Source organism: Arachidicoccus ginsenosidivorans (genome assembly GCF_007971385.1).
In the GTDB taxonomy this organism is placed as follows: domain Bacteria; phylum Bacteroidota; class Bacteroidia; order Chitinophagales; family Chitinophagaceae; genus Arachidicoccus; species Arachidicoccus ginsenosidivorans.
On record NZ_CP042434.1, the window covers coordinates 4328380 to 4354086 of the forward strand.

17 protein-coding genes and 2 pseudogenes are annotated in these 25707 nt (G+C 41.4%); 3 read left to right on the forward strand and 16 right to left on the reverse strand.

From position 1 onward, the window contains the following. Positions 1-75: 75 nt before the first annotated feature. Both FSB73_RS17270 and FSB73_RS17275 read right to left on the reverse strand, forming a co-directional pair. On the reverse strand, positions 76-408 hold the full coding sequence (locus FSB73_RS17270) for a HipA N-terminal domain-containing protein (RefSeq protein ID WP_192904072.1): 333 nt from the start codon (positions 406-408) through the stop codon (positions 76-78). Then, complete coding sequence (locus FSB73_RS17275; RefSeq protein WP_146785026.1) at positions 405-611, reverse strand: type II toxin-antitoxin system Y4mF family antitoxin; 207 nt, start codon at positions 609-611, stop codon at positions 405-407. The genes FSB73_RS17270 and FSB73_RS17275 overlap by 4 nt, the downstream gene beginning before the upstream one ends. Before the next feature lie 313 nt (positions 612-924). Between FSB73_RS17275 and FSB73_RS17280 the strand changes: the two genes are divergently transcribed. Then, positions 925-1668 (forward strand): MlaE family ABC transporter permease, encoded by a 744-nt coding sequence (locus FSB73_RS17280; RefSeq protein WP_192904073.1) that lies wholly within the window; start codon positions 925-927, stop codon positions 1666-1668. Between the two features lie 153 nt (positions 1669-1821). Then, positions 1822-2886, forward strand: coding sequence for a YpdA family putative bacillithiol disulfide reductase (locus tag FSB73_RS17285; RefSeq protein ID WP_146785029.1), 1065 nt, complete (start codon positions 1822-1824; stop codon positions 2884-2886). 598 nt (positions 2887-3484) lie between these two features. Here FSB73_RS17285 and FSB73_RS17290 read toward each other — a convergent pair. From FSB73_RS17290 to FSB73_RS17320, 7 genes are all read right to left on the reverse strand, one after another. Continuing rightward, a complete protein-coding gene (locus FSB73_RS17290; protein WP_146785031.1) occupies positions 3485-6880 on the reverse strand; it encodes an RHS repeat-associated core domain-containing protein in 3396 nt (1131 codons plus the stop codon). Positions 6881-7056: 176 nt separating this feature from the next. Next, the gene (locus tag FSB73_RS17295; protein WP_158639590.1) at positions 7057-7530 is read right to left on the reverse strand and encodes a transposase; all 474 of its coding nucleotides are present in this window, start codon (positions 7528-7530) and stop codon (positions 7057-7059) included. A 208-nt stretch (positions 7531-7738) separates the two neighbouring features. Continuing rightward, positions 7739-8173: a hypothetical protein gene (locus FSB73_RS17300; RefSeq protein ID WP_146785037.1), complete on the reverse strand. Its 435-nt coding sequence runs from the start codon at positions 8171-8173 to the stop codon at positions 7739-7741. 143 nt (positions 8174-8316) lie between these two features. Then, positions 8317-8646, reverse strand: coding sequence for a hypothetical protein (locus FSB73_RS17305; RefSeq protein ID WP_146785040.1), 330 nt, complete (start codon positions 8644-8646; stop codon positions 8317-8319). Between the two features lie 180 nt (positions 8647-8826). Next, on the reverse strand, positions 8827-9150 hold the full coding sequence (locus FSB73_RS17310; RefSeq protein WP_146785043.1) for an immunity 53 family protein: 324 nt from the start codon (positions 9148-9150) through the stop codon (positions 8827-8829). Beyond that, positions 9116-13429: a DUF6443 domain-containing protein gene (locus FSB73_RS17315; protein ID WP_146785046.1), complete on the reverse strand. Its 4314-nt coding sequence runs from the start codon at positions 13427-13429 to the stop codon at positions 9116-9118. Before FSB73_RS17315 ends, FSB73_RS17310 begins: the two co-directional genes overlap by 35 nt. 115 nt (positions 13430-13544) lie before the next feature. Then, positions 13545-14846 (reverse strand): T9SS type A sorting domain-containing protein, encoded by a 1302-nt coding sequence (locus FSB73_RS17320; protein WP_146785049.1) that lies wholly within the window; start codon positions 14844-14846, stop codon positions 13545-13547. A gap of 167 nt (positions 14847-15013) precedes the next feature. Here FSB73_RS17320 and FSB73_RS17325 point away from each other — a divergent pair, with 167 nt between their 5' ends. Further along, a complete protein-coding gene (locus FSB73_RS17325; RefSeq protein ID WP_146785052.1) occupies positions 15014-18163 on the forward strand; it encodes a hypothetical protein in 3150 nt (1049 codons plus the stop codon). 86 nt (positions 18164-18249) lie between these two features. Here the strand turns inward: FSB73_RS17325 and FSB73_RS17330 are convergent, their stop codons facing one another. From FSB73_RS17330 to FSB73_RS27730, 7 genes and pseudogenes are all read right to left on the reverse strand, one after another. Then, on the reverse strand, positions 18250-20592 hold the full coding sequence (locus FSB73_RS17330) for an NADP-dependent malic enzyme (protein ID WP_146785055.1): 2343 nt from the start codon (positions 20590-20592) through the stop codon (positions 18250-18252). 105 nt (positions 20593-20697) lie between these two features. Continuing rightward, positions 20698-21879 carry a M20 metallopeptidase family protein gene (locus FSB73_RS17335; protein WP_146785058.1) on the reverse strand — a complete coding sequence of 394 codons (1182 nt, stop codon included), beginning with the start codon at positions 21877-21879 and terminating at the stop codon, positions 20698-20700. A gap of 51 nt (positions 21880-21930) precedes the next feature. Further along, positions 21931-22599 carry a deoxyribose-phosphate aldolase gene (gene deoC, locus FSB73_RS17340; protein ID WP_146785061.1) on the reverse strand — a complete coding sequence of 223 codons (669 nt, stop codon included), beginning with the start codon at positions 22597-22599 and terminating at the stop codon, positions 21931-21933. Between the two features lie 49 nt (positions 22600-22648). Further along, positions 22649-23002 carry a translation initiation factor gene (locus FSB73_RS17345; protein WP_146785064.1) on the reverse strand — a complete coding sequence of 118 codons (354 nt, stop codon included), beginning with the start codon at positions 23000-23002 and terminating at the stop codon, positions 22649-22651. Positions 23003-23041: 39 nt separating this feature from the next. Next, on the reverse strand, positions 23042-23893 hold the full coding sequence (gene nadC, locus FSB73_RS17350) for a carboxylating nicotinate-nucleotide diphosphorylase (protein ID WP_146785067.1): 852 nt from the start codon (positions 23891-23893) through the stop codon (positions 23042-23044). A 103-nt stretch (positions 23894-23996) separates the two neighbouring features. Then, positions 23997-24886: pseudogene (locus tag FSB73_RS27725) on the reverse strand (ROK family protein). Between the two features lie 206 nt (positions 24887-25092). Further along, positions 25093-25470, reverse strand: a pseudogene (locus FSB73_RS27730) (DUF1016 N-terminal domain-containing protein). Between the last annotated feature and the right edge of the window lie 237 nt (positions 25471-25707).

The following is a 25707-nucleotide window of genomic DNA, read 5'->3' on the forward strand; positions in this document are numbered from 1 at the left end:
AACAATTTTTTTGAGCAAGAAGGGTGAAAATCATTATTATGATTATCCTTAATAACTTGGTAACAATATAAACAATTATTCATTATTGATTTCTATTGGTATGATTGAAACAGCCCCTATGCAATCATTGCATAGAGTGATTAACAGTCCAAATCGATCTCTTGCCGCTATTTTCCAGTTGTTGACTGCTATATTTAATAACCAACCTTCTGGAATTAGACCATCAAAGAAAGGGAACAAAATAGGACTATAATATATTTCATGCCGGATAGGTAAGGTTAAACTAATTGGATTAATCTTGCCTGGTGAATTTATATAGGAATTATTGTATTGAAATTCATATCCTTCCGTTGTTTCGGTGATAATTCCTGCAATTTTTTCTTTAAAGTAAACATTTGCTTTTCTCATAATTCAATTTTTTTAATAACACCTAATTCGCTGCCGAAAAGTGCTAATACCTGATTAACCTTATCAATCCTTAAAGTTTTCTTTCCTTGCTCCAATTCTCTTATAAAACGGAGACCGACACCCGCCCTAATTGAAAGCTCCACCTGATTTATTTTTAATTGCTTCCTTTTTAATTTTACAAAATCTGATAATTTTGATTCCATTATATACCTTTTAGGGTATAAAGATAATAGTTTTAATTGATATTATACCTTTTAGGGTATAATATGTGATAATTATTTAAATACTATACCTTTTAGGGTATAATAATATTAAATTAGATAAAATTATACCTTATTGGGTATAATTTTATTGAAAATTTAAATGTTAAAAATAAATACACCCAGTTAACATGAAACGCCCTATTCTATTCAAAGATTCTAATCAATTGCAAATTATAAACTTCCAATAAGAATAACTTGACATCCAATGCTTTTTTGTATTTATATCTGTAAATTGCAAGCGAAACAATCTTATATGTTTTCAACTTTTTTAACGGAGTTCGGCAAATATCTGATCATGCTTAAAAGCATGTTTACCAGGCCTGAGAATGTCAAAATGTACTGGAAGGAGTTTATCGGCCAGTGCTATGAGATCGGGTTCGGAGCATTGCCGATTGTGTTAATTGTCTCTATATTCTTAGGGGCGGTTACTACGGTTCAGACGGCCTATCAGCTGGTCAGTCCGCTCATACCGCTGACCACCATTGCCCAAATCGTGCGTGATAGTATCTTGCTTGAGCTCTCTCCTACCGTACTTAGCATCGTACTGGCGGGTGTGATTGGCAGTAAGGTAGCTTCAGAACTGGGCAATATGAGGGTCTCTGAGCAAATTGATGCCTTGGAGATTATGGGAATCAATCCTTATTCCTATCTGGTCTTTCCTAAAATTGCGGCTTCTTTTATTATGATGCCGATGCTGATTTTGATTTCCTGTATTGTGGGTATCTGGGGTGGCCGGGTAGCGGGTGATTTTTCCGGCATTATTTCTCCCAGTATTTTTGACAGGGGACTGCGCATGGGCTTTAGTACTTTTAATGTCGTATTTGCGATGATCAAGGCTTATACCTTTGCCTTTCTAATTAGCAGTATCTCTGCCTATTACGGATACCATGTCAGAGGCGGGTCTCTGGAGATCGGCAGAGCCAGTACCAAAGCGGTGGTCACAAGTTGTATTACGATATTGATTGCGGATTATATTCTGGCGGCTGTATTACTCTAAGAGGAATGTATGCTGGACAGATGCTAAATGCCAGTTGGTGTATACTGGCGGCTAATACAGAAAACAGCAAACAGCAAACTGAGTTCTTAAGGTTGGCGCATGTATTAGCAGCTTATTTGCTGACTGGCTTGGACTTATTAAAAAAACAGACAAGTGAAACCATTAGATATTTTAATTGTTGGGGCAGGTCCTATTGGGCTGACCTGCGGTATTGAGGCTAAAAAAGCCGGGTTGGATTACCTGATTATTGAAAAAGGCGCCCTGGTGAATTCCCTGTTCAACTACCCTATTTTTATGACCTTTTTCTCTACGGCAGATCGCCTGGAGATTGGCGGGCTACCATTTATGTGCCTGGCGCCTAAGCCAGGACGGCAGGAAGCCTTGGAATATTACCGGCAGGTTACGCAGTATTTTGATCTTCAGATTCACCTTTATGAAACGGTGGATAATATCAAAAAGGAAACGGAAGATAAAGGCAAAAAGGGCGAAAAGGGAAATAAAGAAAATGAAGTAGATCAGATAAATGAAGGTCTGTTTGTGGTAAATACCTCTAAAGGTAGTTATACTGCCAAAAAAGTGATCATTGCTACCGGATTTTATGATGTACCCATATATATGGATATTGCGGGAGAAGATTTGCCTAAAGTGCATCACTATTACAAAGAGGCCCATCCTTATGTAATGGAGAAAACTTTGGTTGTGGGGGCTAATAATTCAGCGGTGGATGCTGCCCTGGAAATCTGGCGTAAGGGCGGTGATGTAACCATGCTTATTCGGGGAAATGAAATAGGCAAGCGGGTGAAATACTGGGTAAAACCTGATATTGAAAACCGGATAGCGGAAGGAAGTATCAAAGCTTATTTTGAATCTGAGCTCCTGGAAATCAAAGAAAAGGAAGTCGTGATCAAAGATAAATTGGGAAAGATAATAACCCTACCCAACGATTATGTACTGGCTATGACAGGTTTTAGGCCTGATTTTGATATGCTGCAAAGATTTGGGATTCAAATAGACCGGCAAAATGCATGCTTACCCGATCATAATCCGGATAGCATGGAAACCAATGTGCCGGGTTTATATCTGGCAGGCGTTGTCTGTGGCGGGCTTAACACCCATAAATGGTTTATTGAAAACTCAAGGGTGCATGCAGAAAAGATTGTTGGGCAAATTGCTAATAAATTGAAGGGTGGTCGAAGTCTTACACAATCAATGACATAATTGCATTGTGTGCGATAAAGGAAGAAGTTGACATCAGTTCATACGCCGGTTAAGATGGTCGTCTTTATGTTTGAATTAGGATCATTTTTCCGGATTGTCTTTTCGTGTTTTTTGCTACTTGACTCCTTATGATCATATTCTTCATTATGATGCACTCCGTTTTTATCATATTGGATATCTGGTCTATTTCTACCTACCTTTATTCCATCCTTATCTACTTGTTGTTGGTTTTCCCGAATATTCGTTGCCCCTTCAATGTTCTCAAGCTCTTGACGGACTGATTAAATCCGCTAAGCTCCTAGCTCTTTAAAATAACAAAATCCGAATCACTGCGGCTTTGTTCGTTATTTCAAACTACTTTAATTTACTTAGACTTAATATGTTTAAAAAGAGCCTTGATATTTATAATAAGAAACAGCAAGCATATTATAATTGTTATTATTTCAGGCAAGCCATCTATGAAAAAAGAAGATGAATAATTTGTCTTTGAACTTCTTGTGAGATTATTAAAAATAAAGAATATGAATTGATAGTATAAGCTATAAAGACTTGCAATAATTGCTATAAAATTTATTACAGATTTCATTTTCAAAGATTTTTATTGTTGAATTGTAACTTGTATATTGGGATTCTGCTGTAACCAATTAGTTAGAATATTAGATATTTGTCGATTATTAACTTTTTGATTAATCAACCCATTTAGTTCATTCCAAAAGTTATCATTATCAATAGGTGTTCTATGTCTGGTACTTAGAGAATTGGGGCTTTGTTCTCTGATTTTTTTTGCATTCTTTATATCTCCTGGACTTGACCTAAACCAATTATTTATTACGGGGTCGTTTGTGTTTTGATAATCTATAACAAATGTCCCTGCTCCATTAGGGTCAGGCGTATCCGTACCTGGCTTGTTATTTACATTAGTGTTTGCTTTAATGTCTGCTGCTTGAAATGCGTTTAGATGAACACTCTCTTTTACTTTCCAACCCATCATTTTAAGATAATCTATCATGCCTTCGCCAAATGAAGCACCCATACTATGAGTTACTACCTCAAATGTGTTATCATCACCATATACGTCCATGCCTTCCGTTAATTCATAATAGTGGTCTCGTGCATAGGCATAACCATCTTCGTGCCTATCTGCGGCACTTGATAATGCGCTATATTCTACGTTTGTAAAATACGGGGTACTATAGTCATTGAAAAATGCCTTTGCGCCATTAACGAATGCACCATTTGCACCATTCCAATATGTTGGTCCACCTGTTGGAGAACCAAATCCTAAATATCCATTTACAAAAATTATTCTTTGCCCGTCAGGGTCTATTGCAATCGTTGGTCTATCTAAGACATAAGTATATGGGCTGCTGTTTGGGTATTTATCAGACAACTTATCTAATATATGCCATCTTCCTATTTGCGCATCGTAAAAACGTGCGCCGTAGTCGTATTGGTTTAATCCTAAGTCTTCTTGAAGTTCTTTGCCGTTGTAAAGATATTTGTTTTGCAAGTTGCCTGTTTGTTGCAGGGATATGCCAGCCATCTGCAGTCCAAACGGATAATAACTATAAGCCTCCAGTATGGGGCTACTTACATTATAATCATCCGTAATCATCATCCGGATATTACCCAGGTGATCCTTTAAGAAGTAATCATAGAGCCAACCAGTATTGTCTGCGTTAGACCTTACCCTACCTTCAGGTGTGCCAAAGAACTGTAATGTGTCATTTAGATAAACGGCTCCCCCTATATAAGTGGTGATTGAAGGTGTAGTGAGGCTAACGGTATTATCTAAGGTGCGTTTCTGTAGTTTATTGCCCGCAGCATCATAGTAATACCTGATAACCCCTTTGCCGGGTACCCAAATTTGACTGGGTAAATTTAAGATATTGTAGCTGATTTGAGAGATATTTTTGTTCTGATCGCTGACCATATTCCCATTTCCATCATATATATAGTCGATGGTAGCACTGGTCTTAGTAACACTGGGATATTTAAAATCCCCCAGTGTGCTGTTTTGGTCGTTGGCTGCGTCAACGACATACTGCAGTTTATTACTCTGGGGCTTATAATGATAACTCAGCTGATCGATAATAGCAGAATTGCCAGTGGATTTTAACCCGTACTGGTTCATAGTTAGAATATTGCCATTGTTGTCATAGGTTAAGCCAGTTACATCATATTTTACCAGCTCGTTACTGAAAACGGAGCTGGTAAACTGCCCAAAATGGGCAACGGTCAGCCGGCCTGTTTTGTCATAGCCAAAATCATATTTACGGATCTTTTTATCATTAGCTCCCTTCCAGGTCATACCAGTAATATTACCATCATACCTAGCAGTGTCATAGGGGATGCCATTGATTCTGTCATTTTGCTTTTGGTCATAGCCTAAATCAAAACCAAAATAATGCGAGTCGGGGAATGTAACTGTCTGTAAGTCAGAGGAGCTTTCTGTAAACATCTCACCACTGATTATGCCTGTAGTGGTAGCTGTATTTAGGCTATCCGTAGTGCTGTTTTGCCTGACATACGCTCTGTTTACGCCCAGCAGCCAGCCTCTGATATTATAATCATAGTCCTGAGTCTCCAGCGGCGTGGCGGTATAGCTGTTTTCACCGCTAACGACGGTGCTAGATCTTCTTTTTCCGATTTTCTTTTCTCTAACCTGTCCCAGTGCATCATAGCCTACTTCACTGATGGTCGCATAGGCAGCAGGCATGGCTCCTGATTTAACATGGCTGTTGCTTTGCTTCATCTCGGTCTTTACGACTCTACCTAGGTCATCATAGGTCATTTTGGTCACTACAACGGTAGTTTGGGTGGTACTGCCCTTTTTCTCTTCTTGCTTCTGAACGGTGACCAGTGGCCAGCCAGCCCAGCTGTACTGGTTGGTGCTGACGTCTACGCCACCCGTAATATTCTGGCTCTGGGTCTGGATTAGCCTCCCCTTATCGTCATAGATGTTCACTGCTGCCAGGGTAAGGGTGCTGTCCAGGACCTTTACCCTGGTCCAGGTCACCAGGCCCTTGGTGGTAATCGTGCTATTCTGCGTAGGCGTCTCTGCAAAGGGGAAGCTGGTGGTACTGGCAGGAACAAAATAGCTGTTCCAGGTAGCTAAATAGCTGCTACTTAGCCCAGCAGGCAGTTTTGTGTAGTCGTCATAATGGGTCTCTGTTAGTATCGTAGAAGCAGTAGGTGCTGTATATGGGTATTTACTAGTATCTGCTGCTGCGGCAAGGATACTGGTGAGTGCTGTGGAGCTGCTGTATATCCAGGTGGTATCAGCCCGGTTCAGGTTATCATAATGGGTAGTCAACCATTTATGGCTTACTCTCATTAGAGCGTCTTGTGTCATTACCAGCCTGTCTCTGTTATCATAGACCATATAGACAGGTCCCGCACCAGGGACCTGTTTTATAATCATACGGTTTCTGCCGTCATACTCATAGCGGAAGCACTGTTCTTTTAGGATATTTTGCCCTACGGTGTTCGTAAGGTTCCAGGCGTTCGCTTCCAATAGTCTTACTCCTTCTGGCTGGATAACGCAGCGTAAATTGCCAAAATCATCATACAGATAATAAGTGCATAGCCAGCCCGCATGCGGGCTGCCACTGCCGTTATCGGCCGTAGCGGATAATTGCACCTTTTTAAGGATAGTATGCCCTTCTTTATCCTTAAACTCAATCACCTGTCTGTTTTGCTCGTCTACCGTAACATTCTTATAAAGACTGCCTGCAGGGTAAGTGCCAAGGGGGTTAAGAGTATAGGTGCCAAAACCGGAACCGGGTGTAGTTACATAGCTGACATCCCAGATTCTAACCGCATCTGTAGCGGTATTGATCCAGTATTTTTGTTTGACAGAGTGGCGACTGGCTTCAGCAGGTTCGCTGGCTGAGCCCAGCCAGCTATCACCTGGTGCAAAGGTCTCTTGTACTCTGTTTAAATGAGAAAGTTCAAATAAGGTAAGGGTTCTTGCATTTAGCCTGAAAATCACTTCTATTATTTGTTTTATTATTTGTAGTTTTATTTGTCAGGTAAAACGGACCCCGGCTCTGCAGCGGTGCAACCGGTGAAGAGATAGCCTGACCTGATAGAATGGGGCCAGTTTGATGATTTATTGAACTGGCCTTACCATTATCATTCTTTCAGTTTATGCCTAAAAAAACCGAATTACGGCTTTGGCTTCTGCTGTTGTTGAATTTCTGCACGGGATTGTAAATAATCTGGGTCATAAGGCTTATTGTTTGTGACCACTCCCTTGGCAATTAAAGCCAACTTTCTGGCGACTTTCATAATTGCGTGCTTGTTGTTTTTTGCTGCGTGTTTCTTATAATATAATAACAAGCCAGCATCTTTGCGTATTGCTATCCAAGCAGCTTCTACTAACAGCGGCCGTAAATGCTTATTACAGCGTGGTTGTACGCCAAATGTTCTGGTACTGTCTCCACTACTGTGGTCCCAGGGGATCATTCCCAAGTAAGAACAATACTCACAAGGCGTTTCAAACCTATTAAAATTACCAATCTCAGCTATTAATGCTATTGCTGTGGTTGAACCAATTCCAGGTATTGTCAATAAATTATTGTATGCATCGGGGAATTTCTCTATTATAAAGGTCCTTAAGGATTTTGTTACCTCAGTCACCCTTTCCCTCTGCTCTCTGTAGTTGGTAATTTACCGCAGTAAACTCGATTGCCCAGCCGAAGTAGACAATTGTTGCTTTTCAATCCACAATAGTTGTTTGTTGGTGAATTTCCCAACAACGACCATATCCTTAGGCAGGCGTATACCAATAAAGTCCAAATAACTTTTAAGCCGGTGATTTGCCCTAGTTTGGTCACCCACTTGAGATTCACGTAGCCTGAAATACCCTCTTAGCTCTTGTTGCCTGTTCTGTTAAAACGTGTATTGGCTTCAGAAGCCCTTTCTCAAGGTATTTAGCGATAGAACGGCTTTCATGGACATCGGTTTTATTTTTCTTCTCCTTGTCTGTATTAGGAATATCACTGGCATGAACTATAATATTCTGAATACCCAACTTGCAAAGGGCTATATGAGAGGAGGTTTCGCTGAAACCAGCCTCATAAGCGCTATAATAGGTGCCAGATGGAAATTTCTTAGTAAGATAAGAATGCAATGCTTTCGGATCTGGGGCCTGGTTAAAATGTCCTACTTCAAGATTTGAAGTTCTGACTGTAACGCTCCAGCTTTTTTTGTGTACGTCCAGGCCGATGTAGAAGTTTTCACCGGTAAAGTCTCTGGAATGGCTTAATTTTGATACAGGCATGGTTCAAAGTTTTAATTTTTGAATAATGGGTGACCTTAGCGATGATCACAATATAATGTTATGCAGAATCTCGCGATTACTGCGGCAACTTGATCCATGCTTTTCTTACATATTTACTGTAATGTGTCATTTAGATAAACGGCTCACCCTATATAAGTGGTGATTGAAGGAGTAGTGAGGCTAATAGTATTATCTAAGGTGCGTTTCTGTAGTTTATTGCCTGTAGCATCAAAGTAATACCTGATAACCCCTTTGCCGGGTTCCCAAATTTGACTAGGTAAATTTAAATTATTATAACTGATTTGAGAGATATTTTTGTTCTGATCGCTGATCATATTACCATTACCGTCATATGTATAATCTTTCGTATTTTCTGTTTTAGTTATATTGAGATCGTATTTGAAGTCTCCCAAGGTGCTATTTGCGTCATTGGTCTGATGGGCGACATATAACAGCTTATTGCTTTGGGCCATATAATGGTAGCTCAGCTGATCTATTAGACCTGATGTATCGGTAGGTTTTAACGCATGCTGATTAATCGTTAATATATTGCCATTATTATCATATGTCAGGTTGTCAACATTGTAAATGACAGGAGTTTCTTTATCATTATGGGCCTTCCCATGTTGTCCGTCTTTTGTTCCATCATCGAATCAGTTCCCATCATCAAATTGGTTATTTTTTTTACTATGCATCTCAGCAATTTCCTTAAATTTTTCTAACAAAAACAAGAGCTTATTAGGATCGCCAGCTGCAAAATATTCACTATCTTTTATTCTATAATGAAACCAATCCTCCTCACTTCGCTCCGTATCGTCTACCATTAGTTCAAGATTTTCTAATTCAGTATCCTTCAAATTTATTTTTACAATCCACCCTGGATTATCAAGAGTCTCAATATTTATGACATGGTCATGCTCCCAATCTCCATCACATTGAAGTTTATACCAATCCTCGAGCCATTTTATTATTTCCATTTTTCTTATTTTTCAAATTTGAAACGTTTATTATTTGGAATTTCATCCAGTCTCGCGGGGCGTACCTTCCCGGGAATCTTTTTTTCATTAATATGGGGGTCGGAATATCTTTCTGAGTTTTATTGTTATAATGCAAGGCGCCTGGCTTGCCATCAAAATCCCCTCCATCGAATCGCTTTCCAGCATCAAATTTATTTGGATTTTTGTCATTCTTTTTCCACTCCTGATATTTAAATATATCATCATTTGCATCTCTTATAAAAGTGGTATGATCTCCATCAGCATTCTCTTTGTCTGGTTGTAATCTATTAGAACTTCTTACAGATTTATTAGATGACAACGATGGTGAAGTTTCAATTTCGGTTAAAGCTTCATTATCGGTTTCCCCCTTACCTTTGGAAACAAAGGATCTTATTATCTTCCCTACTGTTCCAGCGCCCAATTCTTCTGCTGCCCCTGCTAATACAAGACCAAGCCCCACGGCAACTAAGTCCGAATTGGCTCTAATATTTAATCTTTTATCGAGTTGTTCTGTTGTAACTTTTCCACTTTCGACATCTCTTAAATCCTGTTCGACTCGATATGCTGCATATGGTTCAAGGCCTTCCAGTTCAACATGACCTGTTACCTTGTTTGCACTAAACGCATAAGTAGAATTATATTCATATTTGTCCGCTAGTGGATCAATTTTCAAAAACCTCCCAATCTGGGGATCATCCATGCGGTATTTGAACTCATATAGATCCACGCCCAAATCCTCATTGAGCTCCTGCTTTTGAAAGGTATTTTTAAAGTTGTGTAGAGTGCCTGCTTGTGTGAGCCCTATTCCCTTTTGCTGCAGTCCGAACGGATAGTAACTATAAGCTTCAAGTATGGGGCTTGCTACATTATAATCATCCGTAATCATCATCCGGGTATTACCCAGGTGATCTTTTAGAAAATAATCATAGAGCCAGCCAGTACTGTCAGCGTTAGACCTTACCCTGCCCTCCGGTGTGCCAAAGAACTGTAATGTGTCATTTAGATAAACGGCTCCCCCTATATAAGTGGTGATTGAAGGTGTAGTGAGGCTAACGGTATTATCTAAGGTGCGTTTCTGTAGTTTATTGCCTGTAGCATCATAGTAATACCTGATAACCCCTTTGCCGGGTACCCAAATTTGACTGGGTAAATTTAAGATATTGTAGCTGATTTGAGAGATATTTTTGTTCTGATCGCTGACCATATTCCCATTTCCATCATATATATAGTCGATGGTAGCACTGGTCTTAGTAACACTGGGATATTTAAAATCCCCCAGTGTGCTGTTTTGGTCGTTGGCTGCGTCAACGACATACTGCAGTTTATTACTCTGGGGCTTATAATGATAACTCAGCTGATCGATAATAGCAGAATTGCCAGTGGATTTTAACCCGTACTGGTTCATAGTTAGAATATTGCCATTGTTGTCATAGGTTAAGCCAGTTACATCATATTTTACCAGCTCGTTACTGAAAACGGAGCTGGTAAACTGCCCAAAATGGGCAACGGTCAGCCGGCCTGTTTTGTCATAGCCAAAATCATATTTACGGATCTTTTTATCATTAGCTCCCTTCCAGGTCATACCAGTAATATTACCATCATACCTAGCAGTGTCATAGGGGATGCCATTGATTCTGTCATTTTGCTTTTGGTCATAGCCTAAATCAAAACCAAAATAATGCGAGTCGGGGAATGTAACTGTCTGTAAGTCAGAGGAGCTTTCTGTAAACATCTCACCACTGATTATGCCTGTAGTGGTAGCTGTATTTAGGCTATCCGTAGTGCTGTTTTGCCTGACATACGCTCTGTTTACGCCCAGCAGCCAGCCTCTGATATTATAATCATAGTCCTGAGTCTCCAGCGGCGTGGCGGTATAGCTGTTTTCACCGCTAACGACGGTGCTAGATCTTCTTTTTCCGATTTTCTTTTCTCTAACCTGTCCCAGTGCATCATAGCCTACTTCACTGATGGTCGCATAGGCAGCAGGCATGGCTCCTGATTTAACATGGCTGTTGCTTTGCTTCATCTCGGTCTTTACGACTCTACCTAGGTCATCATAGGTCATTTTGGTCACTACAACGGTAGTTTGGGTGGTACTGCCCTTTTTCTCTTCTTGCTTCTGAACGGTGACCAGTGGCCAGCCAGCCCAGCTGTACTGGTTGGTGCTGACGTCTACGCCACCCGTAATATTCTGGCTCTGGGTCTGGATTAGCCTCCCCTTATCGTCATAGATGTTCACTGCTGCCAGGGTAAGGGTGCTGTCCAGGACCTTTACCCTGGTCCAGGTCACCAGGCCCTTGGTGGTAATCGTGCTATTCTGCGTAGGCGTCTCTGCAAAGGGGAAGCTGGTGGTACTGGCAGGAACAAAATAGCTGTTCCAGGTAGCTAAATAGCTGCTACTTAGCCCAGCAGGCAGTTTTGTGTAGTCGTCATAATGGGTCTCTGTTAGTATCGTAGAAGCAGTAGGTGCTGTATATGGGTATATACTGGTATCTGCTGCTGCGGCAAGGATACTGGTGAGTGCTGTGGAGCTGCTGTATATCCAGGTGGTATCAGCCCGGTTCAGGTTATCATAATGGGTAGTCAACCATTTATGGCTTACTCTCATTAGAGCGTCTTGTGTCATTACCAGCCTGTCTCTGTTATCATAGACCATATAGACAGGTCCCGCACCAGGGACCTGTTTTATAATCATACGGTTTCTGCCGTCATACTCATAGCGGAAGCACTGTTCTTTTAGGATATTTTGCCCTACGGTGTTCGTAAGGTTCCAGGCGTTCGCTTCCAATAGTCTTACCCCTTCTGGCTGGATAACGCAGCGTAAATTGCCAAAATCATCATAAAGATAATAAGTGCATAGCCAGCCCGCATGCGGGCTGCCACTGCCGTTATCGGCCGTAGCGGATAATTGCACCTTTTTAAGGATAGTATGCCCTTCTTTATCCTTAAACTCAATCACCTGTCTGTTTCGCTCGTCTACCGTAACATTCTTATAAAGACTGCCTGTTGGGTAAGTGTCAAGGGGGTTAAGGGTATAAGTGCCAAAACCAGAACCTGGTGTTGTTACATAGCTGACATCCCAGACTCTAACCGCATCTGTAGCGGTATTGATCCAGTATTTTTGTTTGACAGAGTGGCGATTGGCTTCAGCAGGTTCGCCGGCTGAGCCCAGCCAGCTATCACCTGGTGCAAAGGTCTCTTGTACTCTGTTTAAAGGAGAAGGTTCAAATAAGGTAAGGGTTCTTGCATTTACCCCCTGCCCAGGCTTTGAGATGGTGCTACTGCCGTTATACCAGCTTATCTGGTCAGCTTCAGCATCAGGGCGGAAGTGGCCATCAGCAGCGTCAGTGGCAGCGTAGGGCAACAGGGTACTGTTCTGTCTACCCATACTGTCATAGAGTGTGGAGGTAATCAGGTCTGCGCTGGTATTGGTAGCTGTTACTAGCGAACCTTGTTTTAAAACCGTTTGTATGGGTCTGCCCAGGCCGTCAAAATACTGAACAGAGAGCTTTACGTCTGAAAGAGGGCGGGTAATGAGTAAATCGGGGTCTGTAATGGGTGCTGTTGTTGTCCAGGTGGCAATATAGTTTTGATTGCTCAATACCGTAGGCGAGCTAGTATCTGCAGGTCTTATTCCGCCTTCAACAAAGGTCGGGCAGGAGACCATAGCGGAGCCACAGCTGGAACTTACCAAAATAGAATAGCTGTGTGCAGGCATAGATTTAACAACAAAGGTATTGCTGGAGCTCTGGATTCCGATGGGTGGACCATCATAGAGCTGATAGCCGGTAAATACAGCTCTAGATCCAGAAGCTTTACCTACCGTAAAAACGATGGAGTCATTTTGATAAAGCACTGCATCACTGGCAGTAATCACTACATCACTTGAAGTAACTGGTGAGGAGGGAGTAATATACGTGGTGGCCACTATAACGATACCAGAACAACCACTTTTAGTGGCTGCCACTGCATAACTGGCTCCACCACTAGCCAAACTGACATTACTCCAGCTAATAGCGCTACCAGTGCCGGCAACAACGCTTCCCAGATTACCAGAAGTATTTTTTAACTGATAGTTAACGCCCGATTGGGAACCAGACATCGTTATCGTAGTCGTAGTGCCGCAGACATTACCAGAGGGTGCAAGGCTATAATTGCTATAGGTACACTGAGAGATTGCCTCTTTACTAAGACTAAAACAAAGGAGTGCCAGGCATAAACTAAGAAACAGTGTTCTGGATTTAATATTGCTAAGCATGAAATAATATTTTGAATTAGTTTAAGGTTGTTGTGATTATCTGTTATTAATGATTTACAAAACATATTAGCCAATAAAATAGCTAGCTGTTCAGTCGATTGCCAGTTGACTGTGGTTATCTTCTAATCACCTTTAGGTCAACACTTCGACCGTCCTCTAACAGCAATTTTAGTATATACATTCCAGAAGTTAATCTACCTGGACTTATTAAAATGGCATATTTTCCAGCTTTAAGCGGTGTCTTGTCCTTCTTAAATACCCGATCTCCTACCATATTATAAAGCACCAGTTGTACAGTGGCATCCTCTTTCAATACAAACTCTGCAGTAAATACTGTGCTGAAAGGATTTGGGTAAACCCGCACACTGCTAATAACCTTACTTAAGCTAGAAGTCCCATCAGATTCTTGGTGGTCAAGGCTATCGCGTAAGCTTTTTGCAATAGCGTTTTTTCTTACAAGGGCAATGAGTGTAGGTTTGCTGGGCTCGTTTCTATCTGGAGAAAATAATGACAGCATGCCTGACAGATATACACTATCTCCAGACTGGGTCAGGCTTAGTATTGCAGATTTAAACTCATAATTGATGGGCTTACCCCAACTATAGTGATCTATTACTTTGTAGAAGGTATGCTCAAATAATACGGAGTCCCCTGTCAAGAGACCAGACAGCTGTATTGGAGAGGCCGTTTTGTCTGTCCAGGTGCCACTGATGGAGTCCGTAGCTCCCGCAGGAAAATCCTGTAAAACTAATTTTAATGGCGTACTGCTGATTAAATACATTCCACTCCAATCATAATGTAGCGTATATCCTTGATATGTTCCGGCAATCAAGCTTTTAGATGGGATGCCTCCCTCTACCCTTTTAAATTCGTTTAAGGTAGCAAGCTTTGGAGATTTTGCGCGGTTAATTTTCTCCATCAGGATTGCTGCTATATTATTGGCATTTTCTGCTTCAGTCGTTTTCAACTCCTCAATAGCTTGTTTATAGCCCAATGCTGCTGCCCGCCCCAACCAATATTTAGCCGAGTCTTCATTTCTTTGGATCCCATAATTGTTTTTAAAGGCCAAACCCAGAAAATACATGGAATTATCCCTTCCTTTGAGTGCCCCTTCTCTAAATAATCGCACCGCCTGTTCGTATTGTTGGTTACATCCAATTCCTTTGAATAAACAGTACGCCGTTGCGAAGCAGGCCTGATCATCTCCCATATTAGCTGCCGTCTTAAAAGACAAAAAGGCCTTTTCATAGTCTGTAGGCCCATTCTTTAAATATTTTACGCCTTCTCTATACACTTCTAGGGCTGTTGAAGACCGGTCTTTTAGCACTTTTTCGGCGCTTGTTCTAATGCTTACCTGCGCATTTAGGGCTGAACTATAAAATACTGACAATAGCAATAATAGTAAGGTTATCCTCATAATCTACATTTTAGTCAACATGTAATAAATAAGAAGGCGCAACTAATCTCTAAAGCTATTTGCAATTTAATTAAATAATTACACATTTTAAAGATTTTTATTTATTGTTTGTACTTTTAAGTCAAATTAGCAATCAGCGGTGTTTATTCATTAAAACGTAAGACATTATGAGAGGTCATTTTATTCGCTTATACGTTCTTATTATTTTGTCATTATTATTAACTTCATCATCTAGGGCACAACTGTCTCAAACGGTAGAAGATAAATTGCTTCCCGTCTCTCCTACTACCTATCAATTCACCAAATATGAGGATTTGCCCATTGGTAAATATACCGGTGTCGCTGATGTTACCGTTCCGTTATATACCATTGAGCAAGGGGATTTAACTATACCTATTACCGTCAATTATCACACAGGCGGCATAAAAGTGAATGAAGAAGCCAGCTGGGTCGGTCTTGGATGGAACTTGCCTTTAGGTCAAATTGTTCAAACTGTCATGGACAAAGATGACTTAGCGGATGTTTATTATCTTGCAGCCCAAAATTCCAAAGGGACTAGTGCAAATCCTTTATGGATGCAACCAGACTTTATACATGGACCTTTTTCTGTTTTGTACAGTTATAACCATGATGCGTGCGGAACTTATATGCCTGCCACAACGCCGACTTATACTCCACAAACACCCATTGCGGCTTATGGAGCGGCTACCACACTCAGGTATTATATGCCTTATAACGGCAGCATGAATAATCATTACCAATATTTTTTTGAAACACACGAGTATTTTGATTCAGAACATGATATTTTTAAAGCCAATTTCCTGGGCAACTCTATTAATTTTATCTATGATGTTGTTACGGATAATTTTGTATCTCTTAATAAAAAAGGCTATAAGATTGAATTTCAACAAAATGCATTTACTATCACGATCCCCACGGGACAAACGTTTGTATTTGGCCAATACACTCCTGTATATACAGATAATTCCGATAAAAATGGATGTACAATTCCTCCAACCTATATAAAGCCTACAAGTAAAAAATGGATGGTCACTAAAATTGTATCATTAAATAAAGATACGATTAGCTTTCATTATGCACAATCGGACAGTCTTTATAGATCTTTCCCCCAAAATAGTCAATCCGCTGTAGTTCAAAAAAGTGCTTCTTCTCATGGTATCAGCTATACCACATTTACTGGTTATGTTTCTGGTTCCAGCACAGGTATGCTTTTCTCTTGTAATATAGGAGTTGATACGATAAACCCGCTAACCACTATAACTACATTCAGAGAACCAGAATGTCATTTAACAGAAATCAAATCTAAGTTTGCCACTGTGACATTTCATGCCTCGCCTAGGCTGGATGTTAATGGAGGTGTGCGCCTAGATAGTCTAACTATCATTAATCAAAACCAACATATCGTTGACCGATTTAGTTTTGAGTATAGTTATATCAACTCCAGCACGGTAAAAGATCATGTAATATCTAATGGAGCCTATTATAATGATACTGGTAGATTTTCATATCTTAGAATGCAGCTGGATCAAATAAAGCAAAATGACTCCAACTGGTACCAGTTTGACTATAACCCGGTGAAATTACCCCATAAAAATAGCTGTGCCACTGATTTTTGGGGATTTTATAATGGAGCGTTAACCAATATTACGCTGATTCCTAATCCCGTTAGGTTCCCATCAAAAAGTTCTCTTGGCGATAGTCATAATAACCATGGAGCGGATGTGGTGAATACACAAGCAGGTATACTGATCTCCATTACTTATCCCACTGGTGGGAAAACTAAATTTACCTATGAGTTGAATACCTTTACTAATTATTTTGCTCCTGATATAGACTCCCTAAATAATGTTACAACTAAAGGTGAAGGGCTGCGTACAAAATCTATAGATTTTTATGCTAGTGGATCAACAAGCCCTTCAAAAAGGACCACTTATAATTATTTTGGTGGAATCAATAACTCGCCTAAATCATTTTTTCGCGATGAACAGTTGTCTGTATTAAAAACTGGAGAAATAGTTGATGGCAAATATATGTTATACACTTATGACCAGACTGTAATAAATGGCTCCCAATTTTTATCCTCAAATCCAATGGGTAGCCACGCTGGGGTTGGATATTCAGAAGTCATTCAATATAATCTGGATAACGTAGGAAATAATATAGGTGCTGTGGATACCTATTTTAATAATAGTCAAGATATCTTAGTTAACGCTGGCATTACAAGTGGAAGTGCAGTCATATTCTCTGTCCCATCTTTTAAATCTCCAGAAGAGCCCGAAAGTGGTTCCATTGCCAAAGAAGATATAAGAGATAGTAATCAAGTTTTAACAAAAAGGACGCTCAATTACTATTCTAATCACAGCTCGCCTATCTATTACAGTGTTATGGTTGGAGGATATCCTGCTTTGGTAGATGTAAATAGCTCTACTGGTAGTCAATGTTCACATTATATAATTAATCCTCATAACCTTTTAGTCTGGTATCCTGTATTTGATGTAGAAACCCTACCGGATAGCACCATTGTTTATAATTATTCACTAAATGATTCGCTTAGAATGAAAGAAACCAATATTTACGAATCACAATACCGATTGATGCGCCGAAATGTCTATCAGGATTCGAAAGGCGCTTCTTATTCAACTGTATATTATTATCCATTTGATTATAGTGCTTCTAATGTTGTCTATGCCCAAATGGTTAATGACAATAGAGTCGCCGAAGTTGTTAATACTTCTGATTTAAAGGGAGACGTGACAGGTCATTATGAACACTCAATTAGTAAACATTTTATTGCCGGGAATAGACCAAATTCCTATTTACTAGCCTCTATTTCTGAACGTTATGGCAATATTCACCCAGAAACAACAAATGCAACATATGATTTATATGATGGAAATAATAATCTGTTGCAATACACCGTAGCTGGTACTCCTACGACTTTAATCTGGGGCTACAAAGGGCAATATCCGGTCGCACAAATTAAAGGAGTCTCCTTTAATGAGATAAATCTTTTGATAGATACTGCTGCCATTTACGATAAAACAGATGACGATATTGCCACGTATTTAAGCCAACTCCGTACACAACTGCAAAACAAAACTGATGTGTTCGTTAAGACCTTCACCTATTTGCCCCTGGTAGGCCTAGCTACGGAAACTGATGAAAAAGGAGCTGTCAAAAAATATAAATATGACAATTTTAATAGATTGTCAGATATTTTAGATAAAGACAATAAAGTGAGAATGCATAACGACTATCATTATAAAAAATGGATTAATCTTGTTTTATCTAAATGATAATTTTTTCCTCTTTTACGGGAAAAAAAGTGTGCAGTTTATAACCAACTGCACACTTTTTTATAAAACATACCAGTCTATTTGACCTATTTGATCAGTCCCATTTTTGTTTTGAGTTTGGTCCAGTAGCTGGAATCCAGCAGTGCCTGATTGGAGTGCGAAGCGCACTTCAGCTGCGCATCCAGCACGGCGATATTGGCCATATTGACAATATTGCGTACAGAACTACCCAGTTGTAATACATGCACTGGTTTATTGAGACCCAAAAGGATCGGACCGATCAGTTCAGCCCCGCCTACTTCTTTGAGCAGGTTATAGGCCACGTTACCTGCGGTTAGGTTCGGGAAAATAAGGGTATTGACATCTTTGTCCACCAGGGCACTGAAACCGTAATTTTCCTTTAAAACCTCTTTATTAAAAGGAAGCCAGGCTTGCATTTCTCCGTCGACCACCAGTTCAGGATTTTTCTGTTGAACAATCTTTGTAGCCTGCGCCACAAGTTTAGCCTCATCGGAGGGATTGCTGCCAAAATTACTGTAACTGAGCATCGCGATATGTGGCGTGATATTAAAGTTGCCGATCTCTTTGGCCACCATTAAGGTGATATCAGCCAGCTGCTCTGCAGTGGGATTAAAATTAATGGTGGTATCTGCTAAGAACAGCGGTCCTTTTTTGGTGAGCAGCAGATACATACCGGCGATTTTTTTCACGCCATTTTCCACACCGATGGTTTGCAGCGCCGGCCGGATGGCATCCGCATAATTTTTGGTTAACCCAGAAATCATTGCGTCTGCGTCGCCCATTTCTACCATCATGCAGCCAAAGTAATTGCGGTCCCGCATGAGTTTTTTGCTCTCGTAGTCATTAATGCCTTTGCGCTGTCTTTTGGCAAAAAATGCGGCGGCATATTTTTGCCGGGTACTTTCTAGTTCGGGATCCCTGGAATCCACAATAGGAAACTCTTCGATATTAATCCCATTGGCCTTGGCGATGGATTCAATCTTAGTTCTTTCGCCTAGCAGGATTGGATAGCAAATGCCGTCCTCATAGGCGATGGAGGCTGATTTAAGGATTTTCTGGTTATCTGCTTCTGCAAAGACGATTCTTTTAGGATTACGACGTACCTGGCCACCAATGGCACGGATCACCTGGTTATCCAGCCCGAGTCTTTTATTGAGTTCAACACGATAGGCTTCCCAGTCCGTGATCGGACTTTTAGCTACGCCACTTTCAATGGCTGCCTTGGCAACAGCCGGTGAAACCGAGGCCAGCAGTCTGGGATCCAGTGGTTTTGGAATAATATAATCCGGCCCAAAAATGATGTTTTTCTGCCCATAGGCCATGGTAACAATGTCTGGTACCGGTGTTTTGGCCAGTTCCGCCAACGCTTTAACGGCGGCAAGTTTCATGGCTTCATTGATCTGGGTTGCGCGCACGTCAAGCGCTCCTCTAAATATATAGGGAAATCCCAGAACATTATTGACCTGGTTGGGATAATCGCTTCTGCCGGTTGCCATAATAATATCATCACGCACGGCTTTGGCTGCTTCATAGGAAATCTCCGGCGTTGGGTTGGCCATGGCAAAGACAATGGGGTTGCTGTTCATCGTTGCCACCATTTCTGGTTTTAATACATTGGGCGCGCTTAGGCCAATAAATACGTCGGCGCCTTGCATGGCGGCTGCAAGCGTCAGATTCGAGTCGTCAACCGCAAACTTAGCCCGGATATCACCCAGGTCCGTGCGCCCTTTGTGTAATATCCCGTCGATGTCAAATATGGAAAAATTTTCATGTTTGGCACCCAGCGCTACATATATCTGTACGCAGGCAACGGCGGCAGCGCCGGCCCCTGAAATCACAAATTTAGTGTCAGCAATGTTTTTTTGTTGTATTTCCAGTGCATTGAGCAAGGCGGCTCCACTGATAATGGCTGTCCCATGCTGATCATCATGCATCACCGGGATGCTGAGCTGTTCTTTTAAATGCTGCTCAATATAAAAGCATTCCGGCGCTTTGATGTCTTCCAAATTAATCCCGCCAAAAGTGGGCTCCAGTGATTTTACAATCTGTACAAATTTCTCGGGATCGGTTTCATTGATCTCAATATCAAATACATCAATGTCCGCAAAGATTTTGAATAAGACCCCTTTACCCTCCATGACCGGTTTACCGGCCAGGGCACCAATATTACCCAGACCCAGTACAGCGGTCCCGTTGCTGATAACGGCCACCAGGTTGCCTTTGGCGGTATACTTATAGGCATCTTCCGCATTGGCATGAATCTCCATACAGGGTTCAGCCACACCAGGGCTATAGGCTAATGAAAGGTCTCTTTGCGTTTTGGCTTCTTTGGTTGGAATGACTTCAATTTTTCCCGGACGGCCCTTACTATGATAGAGTAAGGCGTCCTGTTTCTTAGCATCTGACATAATTAGATTATATGATTGTAGATACGAAGGTATAAAAAGCCTCAAATAACCAAAAAAAAAGAATAGATTTTATCAATTTGTTTCTCTTTGGCCTTCAGAGTTTTATCAAACACTGGCCTGTGAACCCAACCAGGCCATCATGGCCATGCCTGTTTTGATGGCCGATTCATCGGCGTCAAAAAGCGGCGTATGCACATTATGTGTGATGCCTTTGGCTTCATTACGTACGCCTAAGCGGTAAAAACAACCGGGAATCATTTGGGTGTAATGACCAAAATCCTCGGCGCCCATTCTAAGCTCTGTTTCTTCCACCAGGTCTTTACCAATCAGTTCTTCGGCGAGAGTCCTGCAGGTATTGGTTAAAGCTGCCTGATTATTGACCGAGGGATAACCGACATCGATATGTACATCTACCGTAGCACCCATGGAAGTCACCAGGCCGATCGCTAATTTTTTAATCAGTTCATGTGCTTTATAGCGCCAGGTCTCATCCATGGCCCTAAACGTCCCCTTTAGGTGCACTTCACTGGGAATGACATTGGTGGTGTGGCCTCCCTGGAAGCTGCAGATGGATAAAACGGAAGGAGAAAATGGATCGCAGTTTCTGCTGATAAGTTGTTGCAGACTGACAATTAATTGCGACGCAATTAAGATGGTGTCGGCTGTCAGATGCGGCGCAGCCGCATGACCGCCTTCAGATTTAATGGTAAAATAGAGTTCATCGGCGCTGGCCATCACCCGGCCGCTTCTAAAGCTAAGTTTGCCTGCTGGCAGCCCGGGATGAACATGCAGACCGATAATGCCTTGTACTTCCGGGTTTTTAAGTACACCTTCTTTTATCAAGAGGCTGGCACCTCCTGGGTTACGTTCTTCCCCTGGTTGAAAAATTAGTTTTACCGTTCCCTCCCACTGGTCTTTGGTCTCCTGCAAAATACGGGCAGCGCCTAAAAGACAGGTGGTATGGACATCATGCCCGCAACCATGCATGATCCCTTTATTTTGGGAAGCGTAAGGCACCTGATTGGCCTCTAGTATAGGCAATGCATCCATATCTGCTCTAAGGGCAATAACGCGACTATTGGGGTTTTTGCCCTCAATTAGCCCGATTACGCCCGTCTCAGCCATTACCTGATAATGAATATTGAAAGCCTTTAACTTATCCTGAATAAATTTAGAGGTCTCAAATTCCTGATAACTGAGCTCAGGGTGGGCATGTAAGTGTCTGCGTATATCTATAAACTCACTGTGATAAGCCTTCGCGAGTTGTTCTATCTTTGTTTTTAGCATGTGCTTTATTTAATGGTGCTTGCCTTGCTGTTTTTTTTAATGTGCGCCTGGTTAATTGCTCACTTGATTATTTGGATCCGTTACAATGGCCACACTGGCACTGCAACCGAGCCTGGTGGCGCCTGCCTGCACCAGCGACTTGGCAAATGCATGATCCCGGATGCCACCAGATGCTTTAATGCCTGTGCCAGTCGGAAGATTGGCTTTAAAGAGCTGCACCGCGTGCAGACTAGCGCCTTTCTCTGCATAACCGGTGGAGGTCTTCAGATAATCAATTTCTGCGGCGCCATACAACTGGCAGCATTTAATAATCTCTTCGTCGGTTAATATACCGCTTTCTATAATAATTTTTAAGGTATTATTTTCTTTTTTGATGACGGGCGCCAAATGATTCAGTTCACTGGCCAGATAGGGCCAGTCCTTATTTTTCAAGGCAATTAAATTGATGACAACGTCCAGTTCATCGGCGCCGTCTACCATGGCCAGCACTGCCTCTGCCAGTTTTGCTTCAATGGCGCTATAGCCAAATGGAAATCCGATGACGGTAGCTACCTTAACCGGGCTATCCTTTAAAAGCGTTTTTGCTATTTTAACAAAAGGGGGTGGAATACAAACAGCCGCAAAGCCGTAATCTATTGCCTCTTGACAGCATTTTTCTACGTCACGAAGCAGTGTCGTAGGTGATAAAACGCTGTGATCGATCAGATGATTGAGTTTCATGGTTGAATATTAAGCTGTTATTGAGCTATTACCTATCGTAATTTTCTGTTTACTTACCTGCAATTTTAGTACCTGAATAGCCTGCTTTTAATAACCAGCCGAGTACCTTTTCTCTTTGATCACCCTGAATGATGATCTCCTGATCTTTAACGCTGCCGCCGGTACCTGTAAAGGTTTTTAGCTTTTTGCCCAGTTCTTTTAAATCATCTTCGCTGCCACTGAAGCCTTTAATAACGGTGGCGGCTTTGCCGCCCCTGTTTTTGGTTTCCAGCCAGATACGGAGCTTTTGCTGAGCGGCAGAAGGGGTATCTATTTTCTCTTCAGAAGATTGTATCTTAAAATCAGGGTCCGTGCTATATACATAACCACCACTACCTGGTATTACTTTTTTATTCTTAGCCATCCTATTTGCTTTTACGTATAAAACGGTTGGAGCTTTTACTTATTTTTCTATTTCTGCTTTTAGGCTTAGATCCAGACTTTTGGCCTGGTGAATCAAACCGCCTACGCTGACGTAATCCACGCCCGTCTTTGCATACTGGGTGACCGTTTCTAAATTAATACCGCCACTGGCCTCTGATTCAAAGCGGTGATCGATTAAGGCGAGCGCCTCTGTGAGCTCTTCAGGTGTAAAGTTATCTAACATAATCCTGAAAACCTTCCCTTCACCGATGGCGATTACTTTTTTTACATCTTCCAATGATCTGGTCTCTACTTCGATTTTAATGGGTAAACCTGTTCTGACCACGTATTCATGGGCACGGGTAATGGCCTGCTTTATGCCGCCGGCATAATCAATATGATTGTCTTTTAGCATAATCATATCATAGAGCCCGAAACGGTGATTAATGCCACCGCCAATACGCACTGCTTCTTTTTCCAGTATCCGGAAATTAGGCGTTGTTTTACGGGTGTCCAGGATTCGGGTATGATAACCTTGCAGTTTATCTGCGTAAGCCTTGGTTAGTGTGGCAATGCCACTCATGCGTTGCATGCAATTTAATACGAGTCTTTCTGCGCTAAGTATGGTATGCACATGTGCACTTACCTCAAAGGCGATTTCTCCATGGGCCATTTTGTCCCCGTCTTTTTTAAAAGGGAAGAACTTGCAGTCCTTTTCCATTTTACGAAAAATGATCTCCGCCACTTCCATGCCTGCCAGCACGCCGTCTTGTTTGATTTTTAAAAGGGCCTTCCCTTTAGCTTCTTTGGGAATACAACTGAGCGTGGAATGGTCGCCCGTGCCGATGTCCTCTCTTAAGGCCTCTTCTATTAAATGATCTATATGCAACATGTATATTATATATAAAATTGATTATTATTATTGATAATTATTGTTCATCCTTGATGGCTTTAGTACCACTTGCAGGGGGAATTAAATGCATTTTTGATTGTGATTAGCCTACCAGCGCGGCTGCACCAAATACACCGGCGCTGTCTCCCAACATGGGTTTTAAGATGGGGACTTCTACCTTGTCATTAAATATATAATGGGCAAGCCTTTCCCGGCCCTTGGTGTACAGACTGTCAATATTGCCTACGCCCCCACCTATTACAATGGCATCAGGATCTAAAATATTGATGACGACTGATAAGGCCCGGCCAAACTGTTCGTGTAATCTATCCACGGTGGCTTTTGCATAGGGATCCGTTTTAGCCTCCATAACAATTTGCTTAAGGAGTTTTTTAGTGCCGGATTGCTCCAGATAGAATCTTTCCAGAGAAGGACCTGCGATAACAGTTTCCACGCAACCGGTCTTCCCGCAATAGCAGGGACCTCCAGTGCTGTCCAAAAATTATGCCCCCACTCTCCACCGATCCCATGGCGACCTTCAATGATTTTTCCGTCAACCACAATGCCACCACCAACGCCTGTGCCCATAATAATCCCAAAAACGGTCCTGGCTTTAGGGGCCTGCTGTTTTATGGCTCCCAGGTGGGTTTCTGCCAAGGCAAAACAATTGGCATCATTGGCCATTACGACCGGAAGACCTAGTCTCGCCTCAAGATCTGCCAACATAGGCCGACCGTTGAGTGCAGTGGAATTACAGTTTTTCATGGTCTGGGTGCCAGGATCCAGTACACCTGGTGTGCAAATGCCAATACGTTCTGGTTTGAGTCCAGAGGCGGATTTTAAAAGGTCCAGTACCTGAGCGATTCTAGAAAGTATATGATCGTAACCCTTTTCTCCCTCAGTAGCTATCCTTTGTCGTACAATAGGTGTGGTATCATCCAGTGAGGATAATATGACGCCTTCTATTTTTGTTCCGCCCAGATCTATCCCCAAATTGCCATATATAATGATTTTTTATGCTCAAAAATTTGCCCAAATATAAGACGTATTCAGCAAACGGTTCTGACAAGCAATTTAGCAGCAGGGCTGACGCATTAAAATTTATGCGCTCAGCATGATTTTCAAGATGCCGAATTGCTGAAGGTGGATAGTTAGCCATCTACCTGGCGGAGAAATCCGCAATAAAATTATAAACCACACTATCCTGTATAGATGCTAATAATATAGAAAGAGGTAGATGAACGTAGCGCTTTGAGGTAATAATTACGCGCCGCCTCGTCAGATACGCTAATAATTAATTGAAAATGGGTCCAAGTCAATTTAGCAGACACTGTCTGCTGAATCTCCAAGAGATTTGGAAAGGTTAAATAAAAAAGCCGGAAATTACGGATATTGGTTTATGAAAAACCACGACCAGGACGCATGGTCAATTCCAAAGAAAGCAATTAAATTAATTCGGCTCCATAAACGGCCCTCTTTTCACCCGGCTGCTCCTCTTCCACAATTCGCTTTCCAGTTGGCCAATAAACTTCAACCGTTGCAAAATTAGTAGCAGAATAAGCTTTTTGCCGAGCCAACTCAAGTAATTACTTTATTTCATCAATAAATTCGTTTAGGATTGTTAATAGCCATAATCCAAGCTTGTTTTCAAAGCATGCAACCTGCAAAAGGTGGTATCATAAATAGTGGTGAGGCCTGCTTGAAAACTGCGACAAGGTGTTTTGGTTTATAAAAACATAGATCTAAAAATGTAAACATGTAAAATTATTTTAATATTAATTATTATATTTTTAGTATATACGCTTTTAAATTCT